22 protein-coding genes and 2 pseudogenes are annotated in these 23793 nt (G+C 72.0%); 7 read left to right on the top strand and 17 right to left on the bottom strand.

Annotation, left to right across the window (positions count from 1 at the left end):
- Positions 1 to 68: 68 nt before the first annotated feature.
- From P8A20_RS34285 to P8A20_RS34275, 3 genes are read right to left on the bottom strand one after another with little or no spacing between them, the layout of a single operon-like run.
- Positions 69 to 1082 (bottom strand): NAD(P)/FAD-dependent oxidoreductase, encoded by a 1014-nt coding sequence (locus P8A20_RS34285; RefSeq protein ID WP_306104902.1) that lies wholly within the window; start codon positions 1080 to 1082, stop codon positions 69 to 71.
- Positions 1079 to 1606: an isoprenylcysteine carboxyl methyltransferase family protein gene (locus P8A20_RS34280; protein ID WP_147961264.1), complete on the bottom strand. Its 528-nt coding sequence runs from the start codon at positions 1604 to 1606 to the stop codon at positions 1079 to 1081. The genes P8A20_RS34285 and P8A20_RS34280 overlap by 4 nt, the downstream gene beginning before the upstream one ends.
- Positions 1607 to 1619: 13 nt before the next feature.
- Positions 1620 to 2678 carry a type III polyketide synthase gene (locus tag P8A20_RS34275; protein WP_147961265.1) on the bottom strand — a complete coding sequence of 353 codons (1059 nt, stop codon included), beginning with the start codon at positions 2676 to 2678 and terminating at the stop codon, positions 1620 to 1622.
- Between the two features lie 163 nt (positions 2679 to 2841).
- Here P8A20_RS34275 and P8A20_RS34270 point away from each other — a divergent pair, with 163 nt between their 5' ends.
- Entirely contained in the window at positions 2842 to 3684 is an 843-nt protein-coding gene (locus tag P8A20_RS34270; protein WP_306105230.1) for a UbiA family prenyltransferase, read from the top strand.
- A 38-nt stretch (positions 3685 to 3722) separates the two neighbouring features.
- On the opposite strand, the gene P8A20_RS34265 is transcribed toward P8A20_RS34270, so the two are convergent.
- The 3 genes from P8A20_RS34265 to P8A20_RS34255 are packed head-to-tail and all read right to left on the bottom strand — an operon-like array spanning position 3723 to position 6918.
- Positions 3723 to 4622, bottom strand: a complete 900-nt coding sequence (locus tag P8A20_RS34265; protein ID WP_147961267.1) for a carbohydrate ABC transporter permease — start codon at positions 4620 to 4622, stop codon at positions 3723 to 3725.
- A complete protein-coding gene (locus P8A20_RS34260; protein WP_147961268.1) occupies positions 4619 to 5581 on the bottom strand; it encodes a carbohydrate ABC transporter permease in 963 nt (320 codons plus the stop codon). Before P8A20_RS34260 ends, P8A20_RS34265 begins: the two co-directional genes overlap by 4 nt.
- Positions 5578 to 6918 carry an extracellular solute-binding protein gene (locus P8A20_RS34255; RefSeq protein WP_306104901.1) on the bottom strand — a complete coding sequence of 447 codons (1341 nt, stop codon included), beginning with the start codon at positions 6916 to 6918 and terminating at the stop codon, positions 5578 to 5580. The genes P8A20_RS34260 and P8A20_RS34255 overlap by 4 nt, the downstream gene beginning before the upstream one ends.
- Before the next feature lie 463 nt (positions 6919 to 7381).
- Here P8A20_RS34255 and P8A20_RS34250 point away from each other — a divergent pair, with 463 nt between their 5' ends.
- The 4 genes and pseudogenes from P8A20_RS34250 (at position 7382) to P8A20_RS34235 (ending at position 10945) form a co-directional block, all read left to right on the top strand.
- A complete protein-coding gene (locus P8A20_RS34250) occupies positions 7382 to 8296 on the top strand; it encodes an AurF N-oxygenase family protein (protein ID WP_147961270.1) in 915 nt (304 codons plus the stop codon).
- Between the two features lie 9 nt (positions 8297 to 8305).
- Entirely contained in the window at positions 8306 to 9964 is a 1659-nt protein-coding gene (locus P8A20_RS34245; RefSeq protein WP_147961271.1) for an FAD-dependent oxidoreductase, read from the top strand.
- Between the two features lie 200 nt (positions 9965 to 10164).
- Positions 10165 to 10401 (top strand): annotated as a pseudogene (locus P8A20_RS34240) (methionyl-tRNA formyltransferase); the annotation flags it as partial.
- A gap of 37 nt (positions 10402 to 10438) precedes the next feature.
- Positions 10439 to 10945 (top strand): MarR family winged helix-turn-helix transcriptional regulator, encoded by a 507-nt coding sequence (locus P8A20_RS34235; RefSeq protein ID WP_261988821.1) that lies wholly within the window; start codon positions 10439 to 10441, stop codon positions 10943 to 10945.
- A gap of 70 nt (positions 10946 to 11015) precedes the next feature.
- Here P8A20_RS34235 and P8A20_RS34230 read toward each other — a convergent pair whose 3' ends face one another.
- From P8A20_RS34230 to P8A20_RS34180, 11 genes and pseudogenes are all read right to left on the bottom strand, one after another.
- Positions 11016 to 12032: a Rieske 2Fe-2S domain-containing protein gene (locus P8A20_RS34230; RefSeq protein ID WP_147961272.1), complete on the bottom strand. Its 1017-nt coding sequence runs from the start codon at positions 12030 to 12032 to the stop codon at positions 11016 to 11018.
- A gap of 2 nt (positions 12033 to 12034) precedes the next feature.
- Positions 12035 to 12259: a recombinase-like helix-turn-helix domain-containing protein gene (locus tag P8A20_RS34225; RefSeq protein ID WP_147961273.1), complete on the bottom strand. Its 225-nt coding sequence runs from the start codon at positions 12257 to 12259 to the stop codon at positions 12035 to 12037.
- A gap of 32 nt (positions 12260 to 12291) precedes the next feature.
- The gene (locus P8A20_RS34220; RefSeq protein ID WP_147961274.1) at positions 12292 to 13227 is read right to left on the bottom strand and encodes a PDR/VanB family oxidoreductase; all 936 of its coding nucleotides are present in this window, start codon (positions 13225 to 13227) and stop codon (positions 12292 to 12294) included.
- 38 nt (positions 13228 to 13265) lie between these two features.
- A pseudogene (locus P8A20_RS34215) lies at positions 13266 to 14892 on the bottom strand (thiamine pyrophosphate-binding protein).
- A gap of 9 nt (positions 14893 to 14901) precedes the next feature.
- On the bottom strand, positions 14902 to 15690 hold the full coding sequence (locus P8A20_RS34210; protein WP_306104900.1) for an SDR family oxidoreductase: 789 nt from the start codon (positions 15688 to 15690) through the stop codon (positions 14902 to 14904).
- 19 nt (positions 15691 to 15709) lie between these two features.
- A complete protein-coding gene (locus tag P8A20_RS34205; RefSeq protein ID WP_147961277.1) occupies positions 15710 to 16465 on the bottom strand; it encodes an SDR family oxidoreductase in 756 nt (251 codons plus the stop codon).
- Positions 16458 to 16979: a cupin domain-containing protein gene (locus P8A20_RS34200; RefSeq protein ID WP_147961278.1), complete on the bottom strand. Its 522-nt coding sequence runs from the start codon at positions 16977 to 16979 to the stop codon at positions 16458 to 16460. The genes P8A20_RS34205 and P8A20_RS34200 overlap by 8 nt, the downstream gene beginning before the upstream one ends.
- 11 nt (positions 16980 to 16990) lie before the next feature.
- Positions 16991 to 17788: an alpha/beta fold hydrolase gene (locus P8A20_RS34195; protein WP_306104899.1), complete on the bottom strand. Its 798-nt coding sequence runs from the start codon at positions 17786 to 17788 to the stop codon at positions 16991 to 16993.
- Positions 17785 to 18582: an aspartate dehydrogenase domain-containing protein gene (locus P8A20_RS34190; RefSeq protein ID WP_147961280.1), complete on the bottom strand. Its 798-nt coding sequence runs from the start codon at positions 18580 to 18582 to the stop codon at positions 17785 to 17787. The genes P8A20_RS34195 and P8A20_RS34190 overlap by 4 nt, the downstream gene beginning before the upstream one ends.
- Complete coding sequence (locus tag P8A20_RS34185; RefSeq protein ID WP_147961281.1) at positions 18579 to 19556, bottom strand: VOC family protein; 978 nt, start codon at positions 19554 to 19556, stop codon at positions 18579 to 18581. The genes P8A20_RS34190 and P8A20_RS34185 overlap by 4 nt, the downstream gene beginning before the upstream one ends.
- A gap of 33 nt (positions 19557 to 19589) precedes the next feature.
- The gene (locus P8A20_RS34180; RefSeq protein ID WP_147961282.1) at positions 19590 to 21074 is read right to left on the bottom strand and encodes an aldehyde dehydrogenase; all 1485 of its coding nucleotides are present in this window, start codon (positions 21072 to 21074) and stop codon (positions 19590 to 19592) included.
- Between the two features lie 288 nt (positions 21075 to 21362).
- Here P8A20_RS34180 and P8A20_RS34175 point away from each other — a divergent pair, with 288 nt between their 5' ends.
- Together P8A20_RS34175 and P8A20_RS34170 are read left to right on the top strand one after the other, a co-directional pair.
- The gene (locus P8A20_RS34175) at positions 21363 to 22730 is read left to right on the top strand and encodes an MFS transporter (protein WP_147961283.1); all 1368 of its coding nucleotides are present in this window, start codon (positions 21363 to 21365) and stop codon (positions 22728 to 22730) included.
- A 187-nt stretch (positions 22731 to 22917) separates the two neighbouring features.
- Positions 22918 to 23457 (top strand): MarR family winged helix-turn-helix transcriptional regulator, encoded by a 540-nt coding sequence (locus P8A20_RS34170; RefSeq protein WP_147961284.1) that lies wholly within the window; start codon positions 22918 to 22920, stop codon positions 23455 to 23457.
- Positions 23458 to 23793: the final 336 nt, after the last annotated feature.

Below are 23793 nucleotides of genomic sequence, written 5' to 3'. Positions count from 1 at the left end.
GGTGAGGGCGGCACCCGGACAGGATGGCAGAGCGGGCGGGGCGGGCGGGGCCGCCCGTAAGGGGACGGCTACTGCAGGGCTCGCACCGCCGCGCCGAACAGCGCGGGCAGCCGGTGCGCGGCGGGCACGATCAGCCGGGCGGTCGCCGGATGCCCCACGGCTCCCAGCAGGGCCCCGGTCAGCAGACGGTGCCGTCGCGTCAGCCGCGCCCAGCGGGCCGGGTAGGCCTCGGGCCGGCCCGCCGCGAGGCAGTCGACCGCCGCCGACGCGGTCGCCACCGCCAGGGCGATGCCCTCGCCGGTCAGCGCGTCGACGTAGCCCGCCGCGTCTCCGGCCAGCAGGACCCGTCCTGCTCCCGGTGCGCTCACGCTCCTGCGCAGGGGCCCCGCGCCGCGTACGGGTCCCGCCTCCAGGCCCCGGAGGGTGCGGGCCAACGCGGGGAAGGCGGTGAGGTGCTGCTCGTGGGAGCGCCGGTGGCGGCTGAGCACCGCGACCCCCACCAGCTCCTCCCCCACCGGGGTCACGTACGCCTCGCCCTCGCGCGACCAGTGCACTTCCACGAAGTCCGTCCAGGGGGCGATCCGGTAGTGGCGGCGCAGCCCGTACCGGCGCTGTGAGGTGCAGGGGCGCTCCAGGCCGAGCGAGCGGCGCAACGGGGAGTGCAGGCCGTCGGCGGCGACGAGCCAGCGTGCCGTCAGACCCGCCGTGGTGACGCTGCGGCCGTCCTGGCGCACCTCGCCCGCCCGCCCCGTGACGACGCGCACGCCGAGTTCCGTGGCGCGCCGGTGCAGGGCGGTGTGCAGCTCGGTGCGGCGAACGCCGAGGCCTGGGCTGCCGCGGAAGGCCGCCTCCGCCCGCCGGGTTCCCTCGACGTAGCGGATGCCCCGGAGCGTGCTTCCTGCCGGGTTGACTCCCAGCGCGCGCAGAGCGGCCACCCCGCTGGGCATGATGCCCTCGCCGCAGGCCTTGTCCACGGGCAGGTGGCGGGGTTCGATCACGACGGCCTCCAGACCGGCCGTGGCGGCTCTGATCGCCGCGGCGAGTCCGGCCGGTCCGCCGCCCGCCACCAGGATGTCGATCACGCGCGCGCGTCCGCTCCGGCCGGGGCGGCCAGTGCGCCGTCCTCGCACCGGATGCGCACGGCCATGAGCGCCGCGTTGAACACGGTGAACAGGACGGCGGTCACCCACGCGCCGTGGACCAGCGGCAGGGCCGCTCCTTCGGCGGCGACCGCCACGTAGTTGGGATGGCGCAGCCGACGGTAGGGCCCGCCGGTCACCGGGGGCATCCCCGGGATGACGACGACCCGGGTGTTCCAGCGGCGCCCCAGGGTGCGGACGCACCACCAACGCAGTGCCTGGGCCGCGGTCACCACCGCGACCATGGCCCAGCCGAACAGTGCCGGGAAGGGGCGTCCGGCCAGCCATGTCTCGGCGAGACAGGCGACGAGCAGCCCGGTGTGCAGGGCCACCATCGCCGGGTAGTGCCCCCGGCCTGCCTCGGTGCCGCCCCGGGCAAGGCTCCAGCGGGTGTTGCGGAGCGCCACCGCGAGCTCGGCGAGCCGCTCGGCGGCGACGGCGAGTACGAGGGCCGTGTACCAGATCATGCGTTCCTCCGGACTACCAGCGCAGCAGCACCAGTTCGCAGCAGAATCCGGGGCCCATGGCCATCAGCAGGCCGGGCGAGCCCGGCTCGGGCCTGCGTTGTCGCATCGTGTCCCGCAGGACGTGCAGGACCGAGGACGAGGAGAGGTTCCCCGTCTGCGCCAGTGAGCGCCAGGTGACGTCCAGGGCTCCCTCGGACAGGGACAGGACGTCGGTGACCGCCTCCAGGACCTTGGGTCCGCCGGGGTGACTCACCCAGCGGGCGATGTCCTTGGGCTTGAGCCCGTGCTCCTCCAGGAAGCCCGTGACGTCCTCGGCGAGGTACCGGCGTACGACGTCGGGGACTGCGGGGTCGAGCACCACGGTGAAGCCGGAGTCACCGATGTCCCAGCCCATGACGTGTCCGGTGTCCGGGTACAGACGGCTGCGGGTGTCCACCACCTCGGGCCCCTCCACCGGCGCCGGGTGGCCGGCGCCGACGAGGACCGCGGCCGCGGCACCGTCGCCGAACAGGGCGGTCGCGACCAGGTTGGCGGCGCTGGCGTCACCGCGCTGGAAGGTCAGGGAGCAGAGTTCGACCGAGAGCAGCACCGCTACGTGTCCGGGCCTGCCGAGCAGGTAGTCGTGCAGCCGCGCCACCCCCGCGGCCCCCGCCACGCAGCCGAGTCCGAAGACGGGGAGCCGTTTCACGTCGGGGCGCAGACCGAGGCGTCCGACGAGCCGCGCGTCGACGGACGGCGCCGCGATCCCCGTGACCGAGGTGAACATCAGCAGGTCGACGTCGGCGGGCCGCAGCCCTGCTTCGCGCAGGGCGCCGCGGACGGCTTGGGCACCGAGATCGACGGCCGCGTCGACGAACACGTCGTTGGCCGCCCCGAATCCGTCCAGTGCGCCGTAGCTCTCCAGGGGCAGCACCGTGTTCCGGGTGCGCACGCCCGCGTTCGCGTGGATCCGGTCCAGCACCCGCCGGTCGGCCCCTTCCGGCAGGCAGGTGCGCGCCACCATGTCGGTGACGGCCCGCTGGGTGTGGCGGTGCGGTGGGAGGACTCCGTGCACCGCCGCGATCCGGGTCACCCTGGCCACCGCTTCGGAGAGGTCATGGCCACATCCTGCCCACAGAGCGGGACAAATCAGAGCACATGCCACGCGCGGCTGCCGTGTTCGTACGCCCAGGGGTCCCTACGATCGCCCCGTGGACACCACGGACCGGCCGCCGGTACCCGCTCGCGCCCCTTGTCTGTCGCACGTGTGGGCGCCTCTCGCACTGTCCTGTCATCCGGGTCCGGTCGCCGCGGTGACCGTCCTCGTGTCGGCCCTCGCCGTCGGTTCGGGCCCGGGGACCGGCCGGCAGGTCCTGGTCACCGCCGCCGTGTTCACCGGACAGCTCTCGGTGGGCTGGTGCAACGACGCCCACGACGCACCGCGCGACGCCGAGGCCGGGCGCAGAGGGAAACCGGTCGCCCGGGGCGCGTCGGCTCCGGGCACGGTGTGGGGCGCGGCGTTCGCGGCGCTGGCCCTGTGCGTGGTGCTGTCGTTCGCGTGCGGCGCGGCGGCGGGTGCCGCACATCTGACCGGGGTCCTCGCCGCGTGGGCGTACAACCTGAGGCTCAAGGAGACGCCGCTGTCCTGGCTGCCGTACGCGATCGGCTTCGCGAGCCTTCCGTGTGTGGTCGCCCTGAGCCTGCCCGGAAGCCCGTGGCCCGCGTGGTGGGCGGTGGCGGCGGGCGCGCTGCTCGGTGTGGCTGCCCATCTGGGGGACGTGCTCCCGGACATCGAGGCGGATCTGCGGGCGGGCGTCCGCGGCCTCCCCCAGCGGCTCGGGGCGGCGCGCACCCGGCTGCTGCTCCCGCTGCCCCTGTGCGCGGCCACGGCGGTGCTGGCCCTGGGCCCTCCGGGGACGCCCGGCGGGCCCGTTGTCGCCGTCCTCTGCGGGGTGGCGGTCTGCGCCGTGGTGGTGACGACGGTGTGCGCCGGTCCGCGGCGGGGCGGGAGTTGGCGCAAGGCGGCGCTCGCGGGGACCGTCGCGGTGGCGTCGGCCGATGTGGCGCTGCTGCTGACGCGGGGTACCGGGGTCGCCTGACGGGCCGCGCGGACGGCCCGTCAGGTGTGCCGTGACCGCTACTGGCCGGCGAGACCGGTGTGCGCGATGCCACGCACGATCTGCCGCTGGAAGAACGCGAAGACGATCAGGAGCGGCAGTCCGGCGATCACGAGCGAGGCCATGATCTGGGCGTACCGCACCCCGAAGGTCGACTGGACGTTCACGAGTCCGACGGGCAGCGTCATGCCGCCCGGGTCGGTGGTCACGAGGAACGGCCACAGGAAGTTGTTCCAGGTGGAGATGAAGGTGAAGATCGCCACGGCCGCCAGTACGGGCCGGGACAGCGGTATGACGATGGTCCAGAACACCCGCCATCGCCCCGCGCCGTCGACGAAGGCGGCCTCCTCCAGTTCGCGCGGTACGCCCTCGAAGAACTTCACCAGGATGAACACCATGGCCGGCACGGCGACCTGGGGCAGTATGACGCCCCAGTAGGTGTCGACCAGACCGAGCTGGACCATCTCCCGGAACAGCGGCGCGATGAGTACCTGCGGCGGCACCATGATTCCGGCGAGCACGAGACCGTAGAGCAGCCGCTTGCCTCGGAAGTCGGTGCGGGTGAATCCGTACGCGGCCATCGCGCAGGTCACCACGGTCAGCAAGGTGGTCGTGACGGAGATGTAGGCCGAGTTCATCAGCCAGACCATCAGGTCGCCCGACTCCCAGACCTTGCTGTACGCGTCGAAGGTCACGCGGGAGCCGGTCCAGGAGAACGGTGTCCTCGTCGTGTCACCCTCGGGCTTCAGGGAGGTGGCGACCGCCCAGGCGAGCGGCAGGAGCCAGGCCGCGGTGAGCAGCAGGGCGACGACGAGCAGGGCGATCCTGCCTGGTGTCCAGCGCGGGCGGCGTCCTCCCGCGTCCACGGACCGGCCGGAGACCTGGGCGGGGCGGGTGGTGACGGTGGCGGAACCGCTCACTTCGCGGCCTCCTCAGCTCGGCGCCGGGACAGCAGCGGCTGTACCAGGGAGACGGTCAGGATCAGGGCGAAGAAGATGTACGAGACGGCCGAGGCGTAACCGATGCGATAGCCCGTGAAGCCCTGCTGGTAGACGTACTGGAGGATCGGCCTGGTGGACTCGTCGGGGCCGCCGCCGGTCATGATGTAGACCTGGTCGAAGATCTTCAGCGAGGCCAGTACCTGGAGGACCACGACCAGACCGGTGGTGCGGCGGAGCATCGGCAGGGTGATGTGCAGGAGGCGCTTCCAGGCGCCGGCCCCGTCCAGTTCGGCGGCCTCGTACAGATGCGCCGGGATCGCCTGGAGGGCGGCCAGGTACAGCAGGAAGTTGAAGCCGACGGTCCACCAGACGGTGGTCGCCACGATGCTGAGCATCGCGTACCGCTCGTCGGTCAGCCAGCCGATCTCCGGTGTCAGCCCGACGGCGGCGAGCAGTTGGTCGGCGAGGCCGAAGTCGGACGGGAGGATCATGTTCAGGAACAGCAGGCAGACGACGCCGGAGGGCAGCAGGAACGGCGCGAACCAGCTGAGCCGCCACAGCCACTGCACCACGCGCAACTGGTGGGCGAGCAGGGCCAGCACGAGGCCGACGACGACGAGGGGGACGGTGGACAGGACCGTGAACCAGACGGTGTTCCACAGCGAGGACCAGACGTCCGGGTCGCGCACGGCCTCGGCGTAGTTGTCGAGGCCGACGAACTCCCCGCCGGAGCCGGTGATGTTCTCGCTGGTCAGGCTCATTCCCAGACCGGACACGAGGGGCCAGATCAGGAAGAGGGCGTACACGACGAGGAAGGGCGCGACGAAGACCAGACCGTGCTCGGTCCACTTCCTGCGCACGCCTCGGACGGGACGCCCGGCCGCCCCCCTGCCGGGCTTCGCCACGGGTGCCGGCGCCGCCGTGGTGGTGGAGGTCATGACGCGGCTCCCGGGAGGGGGTTGCGGGTGTCGAGGAGGGTCCGCAGCCGGGCCTTGGCCTCGGTCAGGGCGTTCCGCGGGCTGCGGGAGCCGGTGAGGACCCCGGAGAAGACCGCTCCGAGCTCGATCCACAGGCGGGAGGCGGATCCGGCGAACCACGCCGGTTCGTCCAGCGCCACGTCGTCGATCACCGTGCGGTACTCGGACTGCGGCTTCAGGGCGAGGTAGGCCGGGTCGTCGAGCACCGGCAGATAGGCGGGGACGTGGCCGCCCCGGGCCCAGGCCACGGAGTTCTTCAGCATCCAGGCGACGAGGGTGTGGGCCGCCTCGTTCGTGGCGCCGCCCCGGTCCTTCTGGTGCGGCAGGACGAAGGCGTGGCAGTCGGCCTGGGTGGCCGCGGTGCCGAAGAGCGCGGGGATGCGGGTCATGGAGAACGGGAGGCCGGTGGTCTTGAAGGTGGTGATCTCCCACTCGCCGTTCAGGTGGAAGGCGGTCTTGCCGCCGTTGAAGACGCCGATGGACCCCGCGTAGTCGACGCGGCGCACCATCAGCCCCTCCTCGACGAGCCTGGCCAGGTACTCCAGGACGCGGAGCGCCTTGGCGTCGTCGAGCGCGAGGCTCTTCCCGTCCGGGGAGAGGACCGTGCCGCCGGTCTGCGCGTAGAAGCTGGAGAAGAGCCGCCAGGGTGTGATGCAGTCGGGGCCGAGCGTCTCGGTCACCAGCCCGGGCTGCCCGGTCGCCTTCTTCGCAGCGCGCAGGGCGTCGGCGAAGTCGTCCGCGCCGCTGATCGGCCTGAGGCGGCCGCCCGACATGAGACCGGCCTTCTCGCAGACCTCGGTCTGGTAGTAGAGGACGAACGGGTGGGTGTCGAGCGGGACGGCGTACTGCTCGCCGCCCGACTGTCCCCGGCGCCAGATGTCCGGCGGGAAGTCCTCCTCCTTCACGCCGAGTCCGGCCAGCAGATCGAGGTCGAACGGGTCGAGGAGCCTGCCGGGGGCGAAGCCCGCGAGTCGGGCGAGGTGCAGGGCGGCGAGTTCGGGTGCCCTGCCGCCGGCGCTGGCCATGCCGAGCTTCGTGTAGTACGGGGCGCCCCACTGGAGGGTGGAGGCCTCCAGCGCGATGTCCGGGTGTCCGGCCCTGAAATCGTCCAGCATTCCCTGCATGTTGACGCCGTCGCCGCCGCCGAACAGGTGCCAGTACCGCAGCAGGGTCTGTCCCGGGCCCGCGGCGGTCGCGGGCGCGGCGCAGCCCGACAGGGAGCCCAGGGCTCCGGCGGCGGCCAGGGCGCCGGCACCGCCCGCGAGGGCTCGGCGCCGGCTGAGGAGGGGTGGTTGCATGGCGGCTCGTCTCGACTCGTCGATGAGGTCCGGGGACGCGCGAGGAGAAGGGCACGGCGTTCGATATTTCGACGCCTGCCCGTCACTTCGGACGGGACCGTAGGCCCGGGAAAACGCGGCGTCAATGACTCGCGCTGAAATTGCGAACGATGTTCGACATCACGGACAAGAGGCGCCGCCGGAGCCCTTCACCCACGGTAGGAACGTGCGCGCACGGGCATACGCGAGGAGATATCGCGGGGATCGGCTCACATTTCTTACTGGGGGGTAGGCCCGTCCGGCATCCTTGCTATACCTTCCGTCTAACAAGAGGGACGGAAGGCTGCCCGGCAGGAGCCCGCACCGGCCCTTCGCCTGACGCTGCCACCTTCTCCGGTCGTCAGGACGGCATATGACGAACCGTCACCGGCGACGCACATGTGACAGCACCAAGGACATCGCTGACGAACCGAGGAGCCGCACCATGGCAAGCAGCACCGTTCGACCGGATGCAGAGGACCGGCCGCCCGAGGACCACCTCACCCGCCGCCTGCTGGAATCGGCCGCGACGCTGGCCTACGACCCCGCCACCGAGGTCGACTGGGACACGCCGCTGGACAAGGAGTTCCACGGCGCGAGCCCGGAGTGGAGCACCCTGTACGGCACCGCGTACTGGAGCGAGCTCACCGAGGCGCAGCGCAAGGAACTCACCCGTCAGGAAGCCGCGTCGGTGGCCAGCACCGGCATCTGGTTCGAGATGATCCTGCAGCAGATGGTCCTTCGCGACGTCTACGCGAAGGACCCCACGAGCGCGGACGTCCAGTGGGCCCTCACCGAGATAGCCGAGGAGTGCCGGCACTCCATCATGTTCGCCCGCGGCGCCCAGAAGCTCGGCGCGCCCGCGTACCGGCCGCACCGGTTCGCGGTGGAACTGGGCCGGGCCTTCAAGACGCTCGCGTTCGGGGAGGCGGCCTACGCGGCGATCCTCGTCGCCGAGGAGGTCCTGGACGTCATGCAGCGCGACTGGATGAGGGACGAGCGGGTGGTGCCCTTCGTCCGCACCATCAACAACATCCATGTGGTCGAGGAATCCCGTCACATGAAGTTCGCCCGCGCCGAGACCCGCAAGCACCTCAGCGGCGCGGGCCCCGTGCGGCGCCGGATCAACGCCCTCGTCATCGCGATCGCGTCGTACGTCATCGTCACCAGCATGGTGAACAAGGACGTCTACGCCAACGCCGGACTCGACGGCAAGCGGGCCCAGGACGAGGCGAGGGCCAACGAGCACCACAAGTCGATGATGCGCTCGAGCTGTTCGGGCCTGATGGACTTCCTGGCCTCGGCCCGGCTGCTCACCAAGCCCGCGCTGGTGTTCTACAAGCGCGCCCATCTGATCTGAGCGGACGACATGACCTACGCCATCACCCAGACGTGCTGCAGCGACGCCACCTGTGTCTCGGTGTGCCCCGTCAACTGCATCCATCCGACGCCGGAGGAGCCCGACTTCGGCCGGACGGAGATGCTGTACATCGACCCGAAGTCCTGCATCGACTGCGGCGCCTGCGCCGACGCGTGCCCGGTGGAGGCGGTCTTCCCCGTGGACAGCCTCCCCGCCGCCCAGGCGCGGTACGGCCCGATCAACGCGGAGTACTTCGCCGGGCGGGAGCCAGGGCAGGACCCCGAGGGACCGAACTTCCACGTGTGGGGGGAACCCACCTTCAAGCGCAGCCTGCCCTCGGACTTCGCACCGCTCCGGGTCGCGGTGGTGGGCACGGGACCGGCGGGGATGTACGCCGCCGAGGACCTGCTGCTGCACACCTCGGCCGAGGTGACGCTGATCGACCGGCTGCCCGTCGCGGGCGGGCTCATCCGCTACGGCGTGGCGCCCGACCACCTGTCCACGAAGAAGGCCGGTGACACGTTCGCCAGGTTCCACACGCATCCGCGGGTGCGGATGCACCTGGGCCTCGAAGTGGGCCGGGACATCACCCCGGAGGAGCTCGCCGCGCACCACGACGCGGTGATCTACGCCGTCGGCGCACCGGCGGGCCGGCAGCTCGGGATCCCCGGCGAGGACCTGCCCGGCAGCATCTGCGCCACGACGTTCGTCTCCTGGTACAACGCCCACCCGGAGGTCGCCGCGGACGCCGTGGACGTGTCCGCGGAGCGGGTCGTCGTGGTCGGGAACGGGAACGTCGCCCTCGACGCCGCACGGATCCTTGTCTCCGACCCGGGGGCGCTGGCCAAGGGCGACATCGCCCACCACGCGCTGGAGGCTCTGCGCGCCGGCTCGGTGCGCGAGGTGGTGCTGCTGGGGCGGCGGGGGCCCGAGGACGCGGCGTACACCGCGTCCGAACTGCTCGCGCTCAAGCATCTGGAGGGCGTGGAGCTGGTCGTCGACGACCACGACCCGCGGACCGGCGCCGCGATCGACGCCGCCACCCCTGGAGACCGGGCCGCGCTGCTGCGGGACGCGGCCCGGGAGACGGTGGACTGGTCGCGCCCGCCGGTGGAGGGGCGCCGCATCGTGTTCCGCTTCCACTCCGCGCCGTTGGAGGCGGTCGGCCGGGGCGCTGTCGGCGCGGTCCGGGTCACGGACGGCCCGGGGGGCACGAGCGGCAGGGAGATCCCCGCCGGGCTGCTGCTGCGGGCCGTCGGGCAGCGCGGACTGCCGCTCACCGGGCTGCCGTTCGACGAGGCGTCGGGCACCGTGCCGCACGAGAGCGGCCGGGTGGCGGGCCGGCCCGGGACGTACGTCGTGGGATGGATCAAGCGCGGCCCCTCGGGGGGCATCGGGGCCAACCGGACCTGCGCCGCCGAGACCGTGGGCACATTGCTGGAAGACGCCGTCGGCGGTGCGCTCCCGGCCCCTGAGCACGGGGCGAAGGCGTTCCAGCGGCTCGCGCGGCGTCGGAACCGGCGCCTCGTGGACGCGCGCGGCCTGGCGGAGATCGAGCGCGTCGAGCTGGCCCTCGGGCGCCGCGACGGCCGCCCCAGGGTCAAGCTGGCGACCGTTCCCGAGCTGGTGGCCGCGGCGAAGGGCGGTCGTCGCCGGATTCCGGGCTGAGCCGGACGGATCCGGCCCGGCCCGCCGAGACGTCGGCGGGCCGGGCTTTCGCACGTCGCGGCACGGTTTCACGGACCTCCCCGTCAACTCTGCTGCCAGCGACGAACGCTGTGCGTTTAGGTTAGGCTTGCTTTACTAAGCTTCGTCGTCGTTGCGAGGAGAACCCCGTGCGGGTCGTCATGTTCGGCTGTCAGACCTGCCGGGGCAGGCGCCTCGAAATCCCGTCGGCGGTCGTGTCGGAGGACCGCTACGGCGGCGCCCCCGGACGGATCTTCCACCGCGAGGGCGACGGTGTGGTGATCGGCGCCGGGGCGGACGCCAGGACCGGCCGCAACCGTGGACCGGCCGTCACGCGGGTCCGTGCGCAGGAGGGTACGGAGCTGTCCGCGGCGGAGTACTTCACCTCGATGGGCGGCTACCTCGCCGGCCGGTCATGAGCCTCCGCTCCTTCCCGGCCCCACCTCAGGAAGAACCATGCACCAGCAGACATCCGCGGGGGCCGTGCACGGCTCCCGGAGCACCGGCGTGACGCCGCCGAGCGTGCTGAACCTCAACGCCTACCTGATGTACGTGACGGGCAAGGCCGCGCGCCGGAGACTCACCGACACGCTGACGGCTCACGGACTGCGGCTGTGGCACCTGACCGTGCTGGCCATGCTGGAGGAGGCCGGCCCGCTGTCCAAGGGTGATCTCGCCTCGCGGCTGGACATGAACCAGAGCGATCTGACCCGGACCGTGACCGACCTGGAGGCGGCGGGCTACGTCGAATCCGCCCGGGACCCCTCCGACCGCCGACGCATCGAGGTGGCGCTGACCGCTTCGGGCGGGGGCGCCCTGGCCCGGCTCGACTCCGAGGTGTCCGCCACCGAGGCGGACCTCCTCGCCCCGCTCAGTCACGAGGAACGCGACCGGTTCGCCGCCCTGCTGCGCCGTGTCCACACCCACCTCGAGCGGGACCGGGAGGGCCCGTCCGCGCGGTGAGCGGCTGAAGGTGTTCGGGCGGGACGGGGCCGCGCGCCCCGACCCGGCCTCTCCGCGGCAGGCGGCAGGCTCAGGCACCCGCTGTCGACTGGGTTTCGGCCTCCGCGCGGTAGAGCCGGCGCAGCCGCACCACGCCGAGGTCGTGCTGGTAGAGGTTCTCCCGCTGGTCCGCGTCGGCGGGCATGGCCTCCAGCATGACGCGGTCCTGCTCCAGGACGTCCCAGTGCCGCTGTTCGATCAGCGTCCGGTACAGGAAGCGCCAGGACGCGCGCTGCCAGTCCTCGACCCGGCGGTAGCGCCAGAAGAAGACGCCGCTTCGCCGCTCGTCCACCGGGCAGACCATGCCGACGATGCCGAACGGGCCGCCGGGGCCGGCCGACGGGGGGTACGGGATCGAGAGGTCGACCCAGTCCACCCCGGTGCGGCAGAGCTCCACCCAGTCGAAGTTGACGCCCCGCTGGTCGGTCTTCTCGAAGAAGTAGCCGCGCGCGGTCTCCCGGATGCGGAACTTGGCGGTCGTGTCACCGTCGAACATGGTGTGCGAGTCGTGGTGCAGGAACGCGCCGTGCATGGGGTCGAGGAGGTTCTCCACGGCATAGCGCCAGGGCGAGTTCCACTCGGCGTAGCAGAGGAACGCGTCCACGTCGGGGTCGGTCAGCGGCTCAGGCGGAGTCAGCTCGGCGGGTTCGGGGTGCTCCTCGTCGCCGAAGTAGGCGAGGATCGCGCCCGCGACCTCGCGCACCGGCAGCGAGGTCACCAGCTTCTTCCCCTCCAGGCTGCAGCCAGGCAGTCCGGGGACGGAGGACACGGTTCCGTCGGGCTCCACCTCGACGCCGTGGTACCAGCAGGCGACCCGGTCGCCGAGGTGTTTGCCGAGTGAGAGCGGCGCTCCGCGGTGCGGGCAGCGGTCGGCGAGCATGGACAGGGCTCCGTCGGAGCGCCGGAACAGGAGCCACTGCTCGCCGAGCGCGGTCACCTTGCGCATCCCGCCCGGGGCAACGAAGTGCGAGGGGACGACCGGGTGCCACTGGTTGCGCAGCCCGGTGGCGTAGATGTGGTCCGCGGTGGCGGAGGACGACAGCGTCATGGTCAGGCTCCCAGTCGGTTCATCTCGGCGCGGAAGGATTCCTCGGTCCAGGGGCTGCCGTCGGAGGCGTGGACCTGTCGGGCGTTGAGCCCACGCACGACGTCGGCGAGCTCGTGGCCCTCGCGGGTGTAGACCTCTTCGAGGGTGGCGGCGAGTTTGTACTCGTAGGGGGTGGGCTCGTGCGTGCGGGACTGGTGGACATCCAGGTACGGCCAGGTGTCGGTCACGGTGGTGTCTCCTGAGGGTGCGGGGGTAAGGGTCACAGGTCGAGGACCAGCCGGCCGGAGGCACACCGCGAGACGCAGATCATCATCGAGGCGCCCGCGGCCCGTTCGGCCTCGCTGAGCAGGAAGTCACGGTGTTCGGGGGTGCCTTCGAGCACCCGGGTCTCGCAGGAGCCGCAGATGCCGTCGCGGCACGAGCTGTCCACCGTGAGCCCGGCGCCTTCGGCGGCCTCCAGGACGGAGGTCCCGGCGCCGACGGTGAGCGTCACTCCCGAGATACGGCATTCGACCTCGAACGCCTCGTCGTCGCCGGTGCGTTCCACCGTCGGTGCGGCGAACCGCTCCAGGCGCAGCCGGTCGCCCGGGCAGCGCTCCTCGACGGCCGCCAGCAGTGGTTCGGGGCCGCAGGAGTACACCAGGGTGCCCTCGGGCAGGTCGGTGAGCGCGGCGTCCAGGTCGATGTGGCCGAGTTCGTCCTGCGGGACGAGGGTGACATCACCGCCGAGCGCGTCGAGCTCGGCGGTGAAGGCCATGGAGGCCCGGCTCCTGCCGCCGTAGACCATCCGCCATTCGGCTCCCCGGCGGGCCGCCTCCCGGGCCATGGCCAGCAGCGGAGTGATCCCGATGCCACCGGCGACGAACACGTAGGACTCAACGTCCTCCAGCGCGAAGTGGTTACGCGGCTCGGAGACCGTGATCTGCTGGCCCGGCCTCAGCTGGGTGTGCACGAAGCGTGAACCGCCGCGCGAGGCGGGCTCGTTGAGTACGCCGATGCGGTAGACGTCCGGGGTGTGCGGGTCGCCGCACAGGCTGTACTGGCGGACCTGGCCGCCGGCGTGGACATCGAGGTGCGCGCCGGGGGTCCAGGCGGGCAGGGGCTTGCCGTCCGGGTGGGTCAGCTCGACGGACAGGACGCCCTCGGCCTCCCAGGTCATACGGCGGACGGTCAGCCGCAGCGATTCCTCGGTCATGGTCTGGTGCCTCCTTACCGGCAGTCCGGGCGGCCGGGCTACTGGCCCGGGATCCTCACGGGCGGGGTGAACGGGTTCTTCATCGGGCCGAGGGCCTCCAGGTCGACCTCGACGAGCGTGGGCCCGTCCGAGGCGATGGCCTCGGTGAGCACCGCTGCCGCGTGTTCCTCGGCGGATACGCGTGCGTACGGCAGCCCGCAGGCGCGGGCCAGCAAGCCGAAGTCGGGGGTGGTCAGGTCGACCCCGGAGCGGCGCTCGCCGTGGCGGTCCTGCATGTTGCGCAGGACGCCGTAGCCGCCGTCGTTGAAGACGATCAGGGTCAGGCGGGGCCCCTCCTGGGCGAGGGTGAGGAGCTCGCCGAGGTGGACGGCGAGTCCGCCGTCACCGGCGATCACGACGGTGGGCGCGCCGGGCCGTGCGAGTGCCGCGCCGATGCCCATGCCCAGCCCCTGGCCGATGCCTCCGCCGCGCGGGAAGACGTTGTCCTTGGGGTCGTACATCTCCAGGAGCCGGTTGCCCCAGCTGCTGGACGGGATGGTGACGTCGCGCGCGACGACGGCCTCGCGGGGAAGGGCGGCGCGGATCGCGTCGCAGATCGCGGCCTGCGGCCCGATGTTGTCGTGGAGGATCGCGCGCACCTCGGTGCGTACGGCGCCGACGCGGTCCGTCCAGCCGGGCTCGGCGGCCACGGCGTGCGGCAGCAGGCCGGTCAGGACCGCGGCGGCTTCTCCGTGCAGCGCGTGGGTGGCCGGGTGGACCCGGCCGAGCGCGGCGGCGTCGACGTCGATCTGGATGTGCGCCCCAGGGAGCGCGAGGGTGTAGTCGGCGGTCTCGTTCGACCGGAAGTGCGTGCCGACGGTCAGCAGCAGGTCGGAGTCGGCGAGCAGGGCGCGCACGGCGGGGGTGGTGGCGAAGTTCCCGATGACCTGCTCGTGGTCCTCGGGGACACTGCCCCGGCCGGAGTTGGAGGTGATCAGTCCGGCGCCGGTGGCTTCCAGCAGGGCGGCCAGCTCGCCGCGCGCGGAGTTCGCTCCGCCGCCTGCCCAGACGAGCGGGCGCCGGGCCGCGGCCAGGAGGGCTCCGGCGGCGGAGAGTTCCGCCTCCGTCGGCGTGGGGCGGGCGGGTTCCTCGTAGGCTTCCGGCTCGTCGGTCTGGGCCGCGTACTGGAGGTCGATCGGCCACTCCACACTGGCGGGGCCGCCGGGCGCGGACAGCGCCGTGCGGGCGGCCTCACGCAGGATCCGGCCCGCCTGCCCGGCGTCCGGCACGCTCGCGGCGTACGCGGAGACGGCCCGGAGCATGCCGAGCTGGTCCTTGGTCTCGTGGATGAATCCCCTGCCGCTGCCCAGGAACCCGCTCTCCACCTGGCCGGTGACGTGCAGCACGGAGCTGCCCGCGCTGAGCGCCTCGATCAGTGCAGCCGGCCGCGTTGCCCGCGCCGGTGCCGGTCGAGGTCAGGGCGCAGCCGAGGCTGCCCCGGGCGCGGCCGTAGGCATCCGCGGCGTTGACGGCGGATGCCTCGTGGCGCACGGGGACGAACCGCAGCTCGCGGTCGACGGCCTCGACGAGTGGCAGGTTGTGGACGCTGACGATGCCGAAGACGGTGTCGATGCCGAGTTCGCGCAGGACGGCGACGAGGAGATCGCCTCCGTTGTCGTGACGCATGGTGTCTCCTCAGAGGATGGAACGGCCGACGCCGCCGCAGACGTCGATCGTGGTGCCGGTGATGTAGGAGGCGCGGGGCGAGAGCAGGGCCACGACCGCGTAGGCGACCTCTTCGGCGCGGCCGAGGCGGCCCAGGGAGATGCCTCGGTCCTCGGCCAGCGCCGTCTGCCAGTCCTCGTAGGACAAGCCGGAGTCCGAGGCGGCGTGGCGGCGGGTCCACTGGCCCGTGTCGACGAGTCCGAGGCAGACGGAGTTGACCCGGATGCCGTCGCCGGCGAGTTCGGTGGACAGGGATTTGGAGAGGTTGAGGATGCCGGCGCGGGCGGCGCTCGTCGTGATCAGCCGGGTCTCGGGCTGCTTGGCCAGGACCGCGTTGATGTTGACGACGCTCGCCGCTCCGGACGCGGCCAGATGGGGGCGTGCGGCCTGGAGGGGGTTGAGCACCCCGGCGAACTTCAGCTCCAGTTCGTCGCGCCAGTCCTCGGCGGTGGAGTCGTCGAGGCCCTTCATCCGGGACTGCCCGGCGTTGTTGACCAGCCCGTCGATCCCGCCGAACTGCTCGGCGGTCCTGCGGACGAGGCCGCGTACCGCGTCGGCGTCCCGTACGTCGCAGACGCCGGTCAGCAGTCGGTCGTGTCCCGCGCCCAGGTCGGCCGCGACCTTCGCCAGCCGGCAGGCGTCGCGGCCGCAGGTGGCGACACGGGCGCCTTCTTCGAGCAGGGCGCGGACCGTGGCAAGGCCGACGCCCGAGCTGCCGCCGGTGACCACGATGGTGCGGTCGGCGAGGCCCAGATCCATGACTCGTTTCTCCTGCGGTTCAGTTCATGGTGAAGCCGCCGTTGACGGCGATCACCTGTCCGGTCAGATAGCGGGATTCCTCGCCGAGCAGGAAGGAGACGACCCCGGTGAGGTCGTCCGGCTGCTGGGGGCGGGAGATGGCCCGGTTCACGCGATAGAGGTCGTGGCGCTCCGCCGGCACGGTCTCGGTCGCCTCGCCCTCGGTGAGGCCGGGGGCCACCGCGTTGACGGTGATCCCCTTCTCGCCGAGTTCGCGTGCCATGGCGCGGGTCAGCGCGATGACCGCGCCCTTGGAGGCGATGTAGTGGGCGAGGCGCGGGGAGCCGTAGAGGGCGGCGTCCGATGCGAGGTTGATGATCCGGCCCGGCCGGGTGAGGAGCGGGTACAGGGCCTTCGACACCAGCCAGGGGCTGCGGGCGTTGACCGCCATCAGCCGGTCCCACACCTCGACGTCGATGTCCTGGAACTCCTTTCCGCCGACACCGTTGGCGAGCGCCGCGTTGTTGACCAGGCCGTACAGCGGGCCGAGTTCCCGGACAGCGCCTGCCAGCGCCTCCACCGACGCGGGGTCGGCGACGTCGCAGCGTACGAAGCGGGCGTCGATGCCGTCCCCGCGCAGCTCCGCGGCGGCCGGCTCGCCCCGTTCCCGGTCCAGTTCGGCGAGGACGACCCGGAAGCCGTCGGTGCCCGCCCGGCGGGCCATGGCCAGTCCCAGGCCACGGCCCGCTCCGGTGACGACGACGGTGCGCCGGTCTGCCGGGGGCTGGTCAGCCACGGGTGACGCCGTGCATCGGCGAGTACTCGGGGTAGGTCGGCACCTGCGGCTTCCGCGTGCCGATGACGACGCAGAACAGGGCGTCGGTGTCTCCCTCGTTCTTGAGCGAACGGGTCACTCCGGCGGGGACGACGATCATGTCGCGGTAGCCGAGGGTGCGGTACTCGGCCTCGTCGGCGCCGCGGTGGATGCCGACCTTGACCTCGCCCTCCAGAACGAAGAATGCCTCCTCGACGTCGTGGTGGGTGTGGGCCGGGCCCTCGGCGCCGGGCGGCAGCAGCATGTTGGAGAAGGTGAACCCGCCGGACGGCAGGATCCGGCTGTCGCTCTCGTGGTTGCCGGTCGCGCCGGAGCCGACGTAGCGGATCTGGCCGCGGCGGAACTGCGCGCCGGCCTTCTCCTGGAAGGACAGGGTGTCGAAGTCGGCGACCCGGGAGGCCTTGGTGGCGATGAGGGAGTCGGTGTACGCGGAGAGGTCGTCGCCGTTGTCGTACGCGTCGGTGGTCAGAGGCATGGTGGAGGCTCCTACTCGGGGATGGATGCGGTGATGCGGAGGCGGGAGAGCACCCAGGCGTCGAAGTGGCCCGGCTGCTCCTGGTTGGCCAGGTGACCGGCGTCCTTGACGACCACGTAGGCGGTCCTGTGGATGGCCCCGGCGACGGCCTGGCTCGCCTCGGTGCCGGTGACCCGGTCCTGTTCGCCGCAGAGCACGAGGGTGGGCGCGGCGATCGAGGGGAGTTCGGCGCGCAGGTCGGCCGAGGCCATGGACTCGGCGGCGTACGCGTAGCCCGGCAGCCGCACCGAGGAGGCCATGGTGTCGACGACGCGGCGCACCAGGTCGGGCGGCGCGTCGGGCGACACGAGGCGCGGGCCCCGGGCCTCGGCGAACGCGCGGGGACCCAGCGCGGCGAGGTCGTCGGCCCTGGCCCGCATGGCGGCCGCCCTGGTCCCGTCCGTTCCCGATCCGGGGCTGGAGTCGGCGATGATCAGCGAGTCGACCAGGCCAGGGTGGCGGGTGGCGAGCCGCAGCGCGATCACTCCGCCCCAGGAGACGCCGAGGACGTGGGCGCTGCCGGCGCGTTCACGGATGAGCGCGGCAGCGGCGTCCGCGTAGTCGTCGAGGCTCATCGGCCCGGCGGGGTCGGGCGACCTGGCGTACCCGGGGGCGTCCCAGGCCACGACCCTTACGTAGGAGGAGAGTTCGGCGAGCTGCGGGGCGAAGGCGGCCGAGGAGGAGCCGATGCCGTGCAGGCACAGCAGCAGGGGCCCGTGGGTGCCTGCCTCCTCGACGTGGACGGGTTCGGCCGCGGTGGCGGCGCTCACAGGATCTGCCCGGTCCGGCCGGCGAGCGCGGCCAGGCTGCGGAGCACCGCGTACGGCACCACCTGGCTGGTCGCGGGGTTGCCGGGATCGGGCAGGTGCGCGACCTCGAAGCGGTACGAGCCGTGCCCGCCGGACGCCTCGATGACATGGCGCGTGTGGTGCGCCGCCGGGTCGGCGACGACCTGGACCCGCACAGCGTCCAGGTCGCCGACGGCCAGCGCGACCGAGGCGGCCACGTTCGTCGACTTGGGGAATCTGACGGGGACTTCGCGGGCGGTCCCGGACATCACCTCGACCGGTCCGGTCGCCGTCCGCATGCGTCCCAGCAACTCGTCGTCCATCCAAGGCTGTTCGAGTGTGGACGGCAGCTTGGTGGTGGTCAGCCGGACGTGGTCGAGCGGGCCCAGGGCGCGCACCGCCTGCAGCAGGTCGAGTCCGCCGACGGCCCCGCCGGTGAAGTACACGCGGCCGGGGCCTGCCGCCAGCAGCCGCTTCGTGAGCTCGTCGTCGGTCAGCGCTCCGGTGGAGGCGATCAGCAGATCGGTGCCGGAGGCCAGGACACGCTCGCCCCACTCCCGTACGACGCCCTGCCCGGCGGCCTCGACGACCAGGTCGCAGACTTCGAGGGCCTCCTCGAAGGTGGCCTGCCGCACGGGAGCGGCCTCTCCGAGCGGACGGTTGTCTACGATGCGGACCAGCTCGGCGCCGGTCACGCGGCCTTCGGCGAGGGCGGTGCCGACGACCCGGCCGATGGCTCCCCAGCCGATGACGGCGACCTTGCGTACGGTGCTCATGCGGTGGCCTCCTGGGCGTCCACGGGAACGAGCGGGCCCGGGCCCTGTCCGTCGGATCCGGCGAGCGGGCCGGGGTCCGGGGAACCGGCCATGCTGCGGCGGATCTCCTTCGACGGCGGTCCGGCCGTCCCCCACAGGTCGGACAACTCCGGGACCCGTCGCCACACCCGGGCGATCCAGGCGTCCTCGACGATCTGGGCGACCTCGGAGGTGTACTCACAGACCAGGCCGGAGGGGTCGGTGAAGTACGAGAAGGTGTTGTTGCCGGGTCCGTGCCGGCCGGGGCCCCACTGCGGGGTGATGCCGTGGTGGCGCAGGCGCCCGAGGCCCCGCATGAAGTGGTCGACCGAGGTCATCTCGTACGCCACGTGGTTCAGCGAGGTCCACTCCGCCTGGTTGAAGGCGATGCAGTGGTGGTCGCTGTTGCACCGGAGAAACGCCATCTGATGCTCGGACCAGTCGGAGACACGGAGGCCGAGCACGTCGCAGTAGAAGGCGACCGCCGCGTCGATGTCGGTGGTGTTGAGCACGGCGTGCGTCACCCCGACAGGCACGGCGCCGCCCCTGCCCCGCGGTACGACCGCGTCGACCTGGGCGCTGATCTCGATGAGGCGGCCCTCGGGGTCGGTGAACCTCAGTCCGTAGCCGCCGCCCGCCTGGTCCAGCGGGCCGGGCCCGGTGACGGGCACGAGGGAGCGCGCTTCGAGGCGCCGCGCCGCCTGGTCGACCTCGGCGGGCGTGGCGACGGCGAAGGCGATCCTGCCGAGGCCGACCCGGTCCCGCTCCGTCAGGCGCAGGACGTGGTGCTCGTCGCTCGTGCCCCGGAGCCAGCGGGATCCGGTGTCGGACTCGACGGTCTCCAGGCCCCAGACGTCCTCGTAGAAGTCGGCGGCCTCGGTGAAGGCGGGGGTGTGCAGTTCGACGTAGCGCAGCGAGCGGAGCCGGGCGATCGGACCGGGCGGCGGTTGGTGCATGGGATTCCCTCCAGGACGGGCAGGTGTGCCGGGTCAGTTGGCCCACGGGAGCGGGTGGTCCGAGACGCCCCAGTACAGGGACTTCTGGCGCTGGTAGGCGCGGATCGCGTCGCGGCCCTTCTCCGTGCCGAGGCCGCTGTCCTTCCACCCGCTGAACGGGGTGGAGGCGCTGAACTGCTTGTAGGTGTTGATCCAGACGGTTCCGGCCTCGATCCGGCGCGCCAGGGCGCCGGCGGCTCGCAGGTCGCGGGTCCAGATCCCGCAGGCCAGGCCGTAGACGGAGTCGTTGGCCTGGCGGACCAGATCGTCCTCGTCGTCGTAGGGCAGGGCGACCAGGACCGGGCCGAAGATCTCCTCCTGGCAGGTGCGCGAGGTGTTCGGGAGCCCGTCGAGAACGGTGGGCAGGTAGTACGCCCCGTCCTCGTACGGTTCGCCCTCGGGCGCCGATCCGCCGCAGAGCACCCGCGCACCTTCGGCCCTGGCGAGGTCGACGTAGGCGGCGACGGAGTCCCGGTGGCGGTGGTGCACCAGAGGGCCGACCTGGGTGGCCGGGTCGGTGCCGGGGCCGACCCGCAGCTCGCGTACCCGCTCGACGAGTTCGCCGAGGAAGGAGTCGTAGATCTCGCGGGCCACGAAGAGCCGTGAGCCCGCGATGCAGGACTGGCCGCTGGACGAGAAGATCCCGAACAGCACTCCGGAGAGGGCCTGTTCGATGTCCGCGTCGGCACGCACGATCGTCGGCGACTTGCCGCCCAGCTCCAGTGAGGCGGGTATCAGCTTCCGGGCGGCGATCCCGGCGATGGAGCGCCCTGTCGAGGTGCCTCCGGTGAAGCCGATGCGGCCGACGAGCGGGTGGCGCACGATGGCGTCACCCACGACCCGCCCGCTGCCGGGGAGTACGGAGAGCAGGGCGGCAGGCAGCCGGAACTCGTCCAGCGCCCGGGAGATCAGTCGCCCGAGTGCCAGGGACACCAGCGGGGTCCAGGCGGCGGGCTTGAGGATCACCGCGTTCCCCGCGGCGAGCGCGGGTGCGATCTTCTGCGCGTCGCTGGCGACCGGGGAGTTCCACGGGTTGATCGCGCCGACGACACCGATCGGCTCGTGCGTGCTCACGGTGACGTACGGGCCGCGGGACGGGGTCACCGCGTCCTCGGCCGTCTCCAGGACGGCCGCCATGTAGCGGAAGGTGCCCGCGGCGCTGAGCGCGAGCGCCCTGGTCTCGGTGAGGGTCTTGCCGGTGTCGGCGGTCTGGAGGGCGGAGAGCTCGTCGGCCGCCTGCTCGGTGAGCTCACCGATCCGGTGCAGCAGCCGGGCCCGCTCGTGAGCGGGCAGGTCCCGCCAGGCCGGGTCGGCCACGGCCTGCGCGGCGGCCTCGGCCGCCTCGGCGACCTCGCCGGGCGTTGCCGAGTGGACGGTGGCGAGGACACGGCCGTTCGCGGGATCGATCGTGTCGACGGGCTCTCCCGCGCCACGCCGCCACTGGCCCGCGATCAGGATTTCGGTGGGGAACTGCAGCACGGGTGGACCTCCGGGCGGGGCGTGAAAGGGGTGGACTCCGGGTGCGGACAGGCTCGTTGGGCTACCGCCACCGGACTGCCGAAGTGCTAGAAATCTAAGTGCTTAAGCATCTAGACACAAGACCCCAGGGGAAATCGTTGCTCGGAAGTCCTTGAGCACTGCTTCCGTGGCACCGATGATGGCGTTCGGTTCACGCGGGACAAGCTTCCTAAGCTCTTAACTATTGACCGCTTAGGTATGGCCCCCTACTGTCTCCGCAACTCATCTGCCCGCGGAAGGACACCCTCCATGACGACTGTGGCCGGCAAGCCCGCTCTCGGCTCCATCGCCGCGAGACTCGAACGACTGCCGCACTCCCGCTGGCACGTCAAGGTCCGGTTCCTGATCGGCGCCGTCACCTTCTTCGAGGCGTTCGACCAGCTACTTGCCGCATCCGCGCTGCCCGTACTGATGAAGGAATGGCACCTGTCCACCGGGCAGGCCACCTTCGCCGTCACCTCCGCCTCCGTCGGCATGCTGCTCGGCGCTCTCGCCGCCGGCTGGCTGGGGGACCGGATCGGGCGGGTGCGCACCGTCGCACTGGGTGTCGTCGTCACCGGCCTCGCCAGCCTCGCGGTCGCCCTGTCCGGCAGCATCGAGACCTTCTCGCTCTTCCGGTTCCTCCAGGGACTCGGGATCGGCGGGGTCGTTCCGGTGGCGGCCACGTACATCAACGAGATCGCACGGTCCGACAAGCGCGGTCGCTTCGTCCTGCTGTACGAGATGATCTTCCCGGCCGGGCTGGCGGCCGCCACGCTGCTCGCGGTCTGGGTGGTCCCCGCCTTCGGCTGGCGCGCGATGTTCCTCGTGGGGGCCCTGCCGGTGGTGATCGGCGCGATGCTGCCGCGTCACGTCCAGGAGTCCCCACGCTGGCTGCTGTCCCGTGGGCGTACGGCCGAGGCCGAGGCCGCCATCGCCCGCATCGAGGCGGAGGTCGCCCGCGCGACGTCCGAGGAGCTACCCGCCCCGGCACCGTCCGCCGATGCGCCGAACGAACCCAAGGGCTCCCTGGGGGACCTGTTCCGGGGGCGCTACCTGCGGCGCACGGCCGTCCTGTCGGGGCTGTGGTTCGTGGCGTACTACGTGAACCACGGCATCTCCACCTGGCTGCCTTCGCTCTACACGAAGGAGTTCGGCCTGGATCTGACCACAGCGCTCGTCTACACCCTGCTGAGCAATGTCACCGGCCTGCTGGGCACCTTCGTCGTGGCCATGCTGATCGACCGGATCGGCCGCAGGCCTGCCCTGATCGGCGCGTTCGTCGGCACCGTGCTCTCGCTCGCCGTCCTGGCTCTCGCGGGTGCGACATCGGGCGGCCAGGTCGCCCTGTTCGCCTCCTGTACGACCTTCTTCCTGTACGCCATCAACGCGGGCCTCTACCTCTACTCCCCCGAGCTCTACCCCACGTCCAACCGGGCCAGGGGTGCGGCGTTCGGCGGCCTGTGGAACCGGTGCGGGGTCATCCTGGGCCCGGTGGCCGTGGGCGCCGTCATCGGGGCGGGCGGCGGGCTGGCCCTGGTCTTCGCGCAGCTCGCGGTGGTGGGCGCGGTGGGAGCCGTGATCGCCTGGTTCGCCGTGGAGACCAAGGGCCGGACGCTGGAGGAACTCAACGCCTGACCAAACCCGTACGGGGCCGGGGGCCTGCTGGTGCGGCAGCCCACCGGCCGCCTCGCAGCGCTGTCGCGGGCCCTGTCCCGGTGAGGGCGGCGGTCCCACAGCCGACCACCCCATCGCCTCAGCGGTAAGATTCTCAGTGCCGTGAGAAGCCGGGGGGACGCCGGCCGAAGCCGTACAAGGGGATGAGATGGCAGCATCGAGGCGCGGGGACCAGGACGCCGTGGCGAAGGTGGTCGAGGACTGGGCACGTGAACGTCCGGAACTGGACACGAGCCCGCTCGAGGTCCTCGCCCGCCTCCACCGCTCCTTCCTCCGCTACAGCACCGGACTCACCGAATCCATCGAGCGGCACGGCCTGTCCGTGGCCGGCTTCGACGTCCTGACCGCGCTGCGCAGGTCCGGCGCGCCCTACCGGCTCACGGCCGGACAGCTCGCCGACTCCGGGCTGGTGTCGTCGGCGGGGGTGACACTGCGGATCGACCGCCTGGAGAAGGACGGCCTCATCGTCCGCGAACGGGACACCCAGGACCGCCGGGTCGTCTACTCCCGCCTGACCGAGAAGGGCCTCGCGACGGTGGACACGGCCTTCGCCGAGCACCTGGACAACGAGAACCGGATGCTCGGAGGCCTGTCCCCCTCCGAGCGCCGGCAGCTGGCGAGGCTGCTCCGCAAGCTGGAGATCTCGATCCTCGACGCCGACGAGGATCGGGGTGTCGCCGGGCGGTAGGCGGCCCGCACGGGACCTCCGGGGCCGTCCGCCTTCCGGACCCTTCCGCCCCTCAGGCGTTCGCCGGGCCCGTCGACACCGGTGCCGGCACCGAGCCGTGCCCCCTCCCCGGCTTCGCACGCGGACGAAGTCGCGTGGCGCGGGACCGTGCTCCGATGCGAGGGAGACGCCGCCGAGCATCGCCGGTGCCAGCTCGTACACCCCCTCCTCTGCCTCCTCCTCAGGGCACAATCAGGCGACTTTCTATCCACAAAGTGACAATTCGACCTGGTCGAAACCGCCAAGGACACCGATCACTTGATCAAAAGTCGGGTGCGGTTAACATATGAGCACCGC

This window comes from Streptomyces sp. Alt3 (assembly GCF_030719215.1).
GTDB lineage: Bacteria > Actinomycetota > Actinomycetes > Streptomycetales > Streptomycetaceae > Streptomyces > Streptomyces glycanivorans.
This window is presented reverse-complemented; position numbering and strand designations above follow the sequence as displayed.

What these genes read in the sequence shown, in the direction of transcription:
- P8A20_RS34280 (WP_147961264.1), bottom strand. Translation starts at nt 1,606, where the DNA reads ATGATCTGGTACACGGCCCTCGTACTCGCCGTCGCCGCCGAGCGGCTC.
- P8A20_RS34260 (WP_147961268.1), bottom strand. Translation starts at nt 5,581, where the DNA reads ATGACCTCCACCACCACGGCGGCGCCGGCACCCGTGGCGAAGCCCGGC.
- P8A20_RS34255 (WP_306104901.1), bottom strand. Translation starts at nt 6,918, where the DNA reads ATGCAACCACCCCTCCTCAGCCGGCGCCGAGCCCTCGCGGGCGGTGCC.
- P8A20_RS34250 (WP_147961270.1), top strand. Translation starts at nt 7,382, where the DNA reads ATGGCAAGCAGCACCGTTCGACCGGATGCAGAGGACCGGCCGCCCGAG.
- P8A20_RS34245 (WP_147961271.1), top strand. Translation starts at nt 8,306, where the DNA reads ATGACCTACGCCATCACCCAGACGTGCTGCAGCGACGCCACCTGTGTC.
- P8A20_RS34235 (WP_261988821.1), top strand. Translation starts at nt 10,439, where the DNA reads ATGCACCAGCAGACATCCGCGGGGGCCGTGCACGGCTCCCGGAGCACC.
- P8A20_RS34230 (WP_147961272.1), bottom strand. Translation starts at nt 12,032, where the DNA reads ATGACGCTGTCGTCCTCCGCCACCGCGGACCACATCTACGCCACCGGG.
- P8A20_RS34220 (WP_147961274.1), bottom strand. Translation starts at nt 13,227, where the DNA reads ATGACCGAGGAATCGCTGCGGCTGACCGTCCGCCGTATGACCTGGGAG.
- P8A20_RS34210 (WP_306104900.1), bottom strand. Translation starts at nt 15,690, where the DNA reads ATGGATCTGGGCCTCGCCGACCGCACCATCGTGGTCACCGGCGGCAGC.
- P8A20_RS34200 (WP_147961278.1), bottom strand. Translation starts at nt 16,979, where the DNA reads ATGCCTCTGACCACCGACGCGTACGACAACGGCGACGACCTCTCCGCG.
- P8A20_RS34190 (WP_147961280.1), bottom strand. Translation starts at nt 18,582, where the DNA reads ATGAGCACCGTACGCAAGGTCGCCGTCATCGGCTGGGGAGCCATCGGC.
- P8A20_RS34185 (WP_147961281.1), bottom strand. Translation starts at nt 19,556, where the DNA reads ATGCACCAACCGCCGCCCGGTCCGATCGCCCGGCTCCGCTCGCTGCGC.
- P8A20_RS34175 (WP_147961283.1), top strand. Translation starts at nt 21,363, where the DNA reads ATGACGACTGTGGCCGGCAAGCCCGCTCTCGGCTCCATCGCCGCGAGA.
- P8A20_RS34170 (WP_147961284.1), top strand. Translation starts at nt 22,918, where the DNA reads ATGGCAGCATCGAGGCGCGGGGACCAGGACGCCGTGGCGAAGGTGGTC.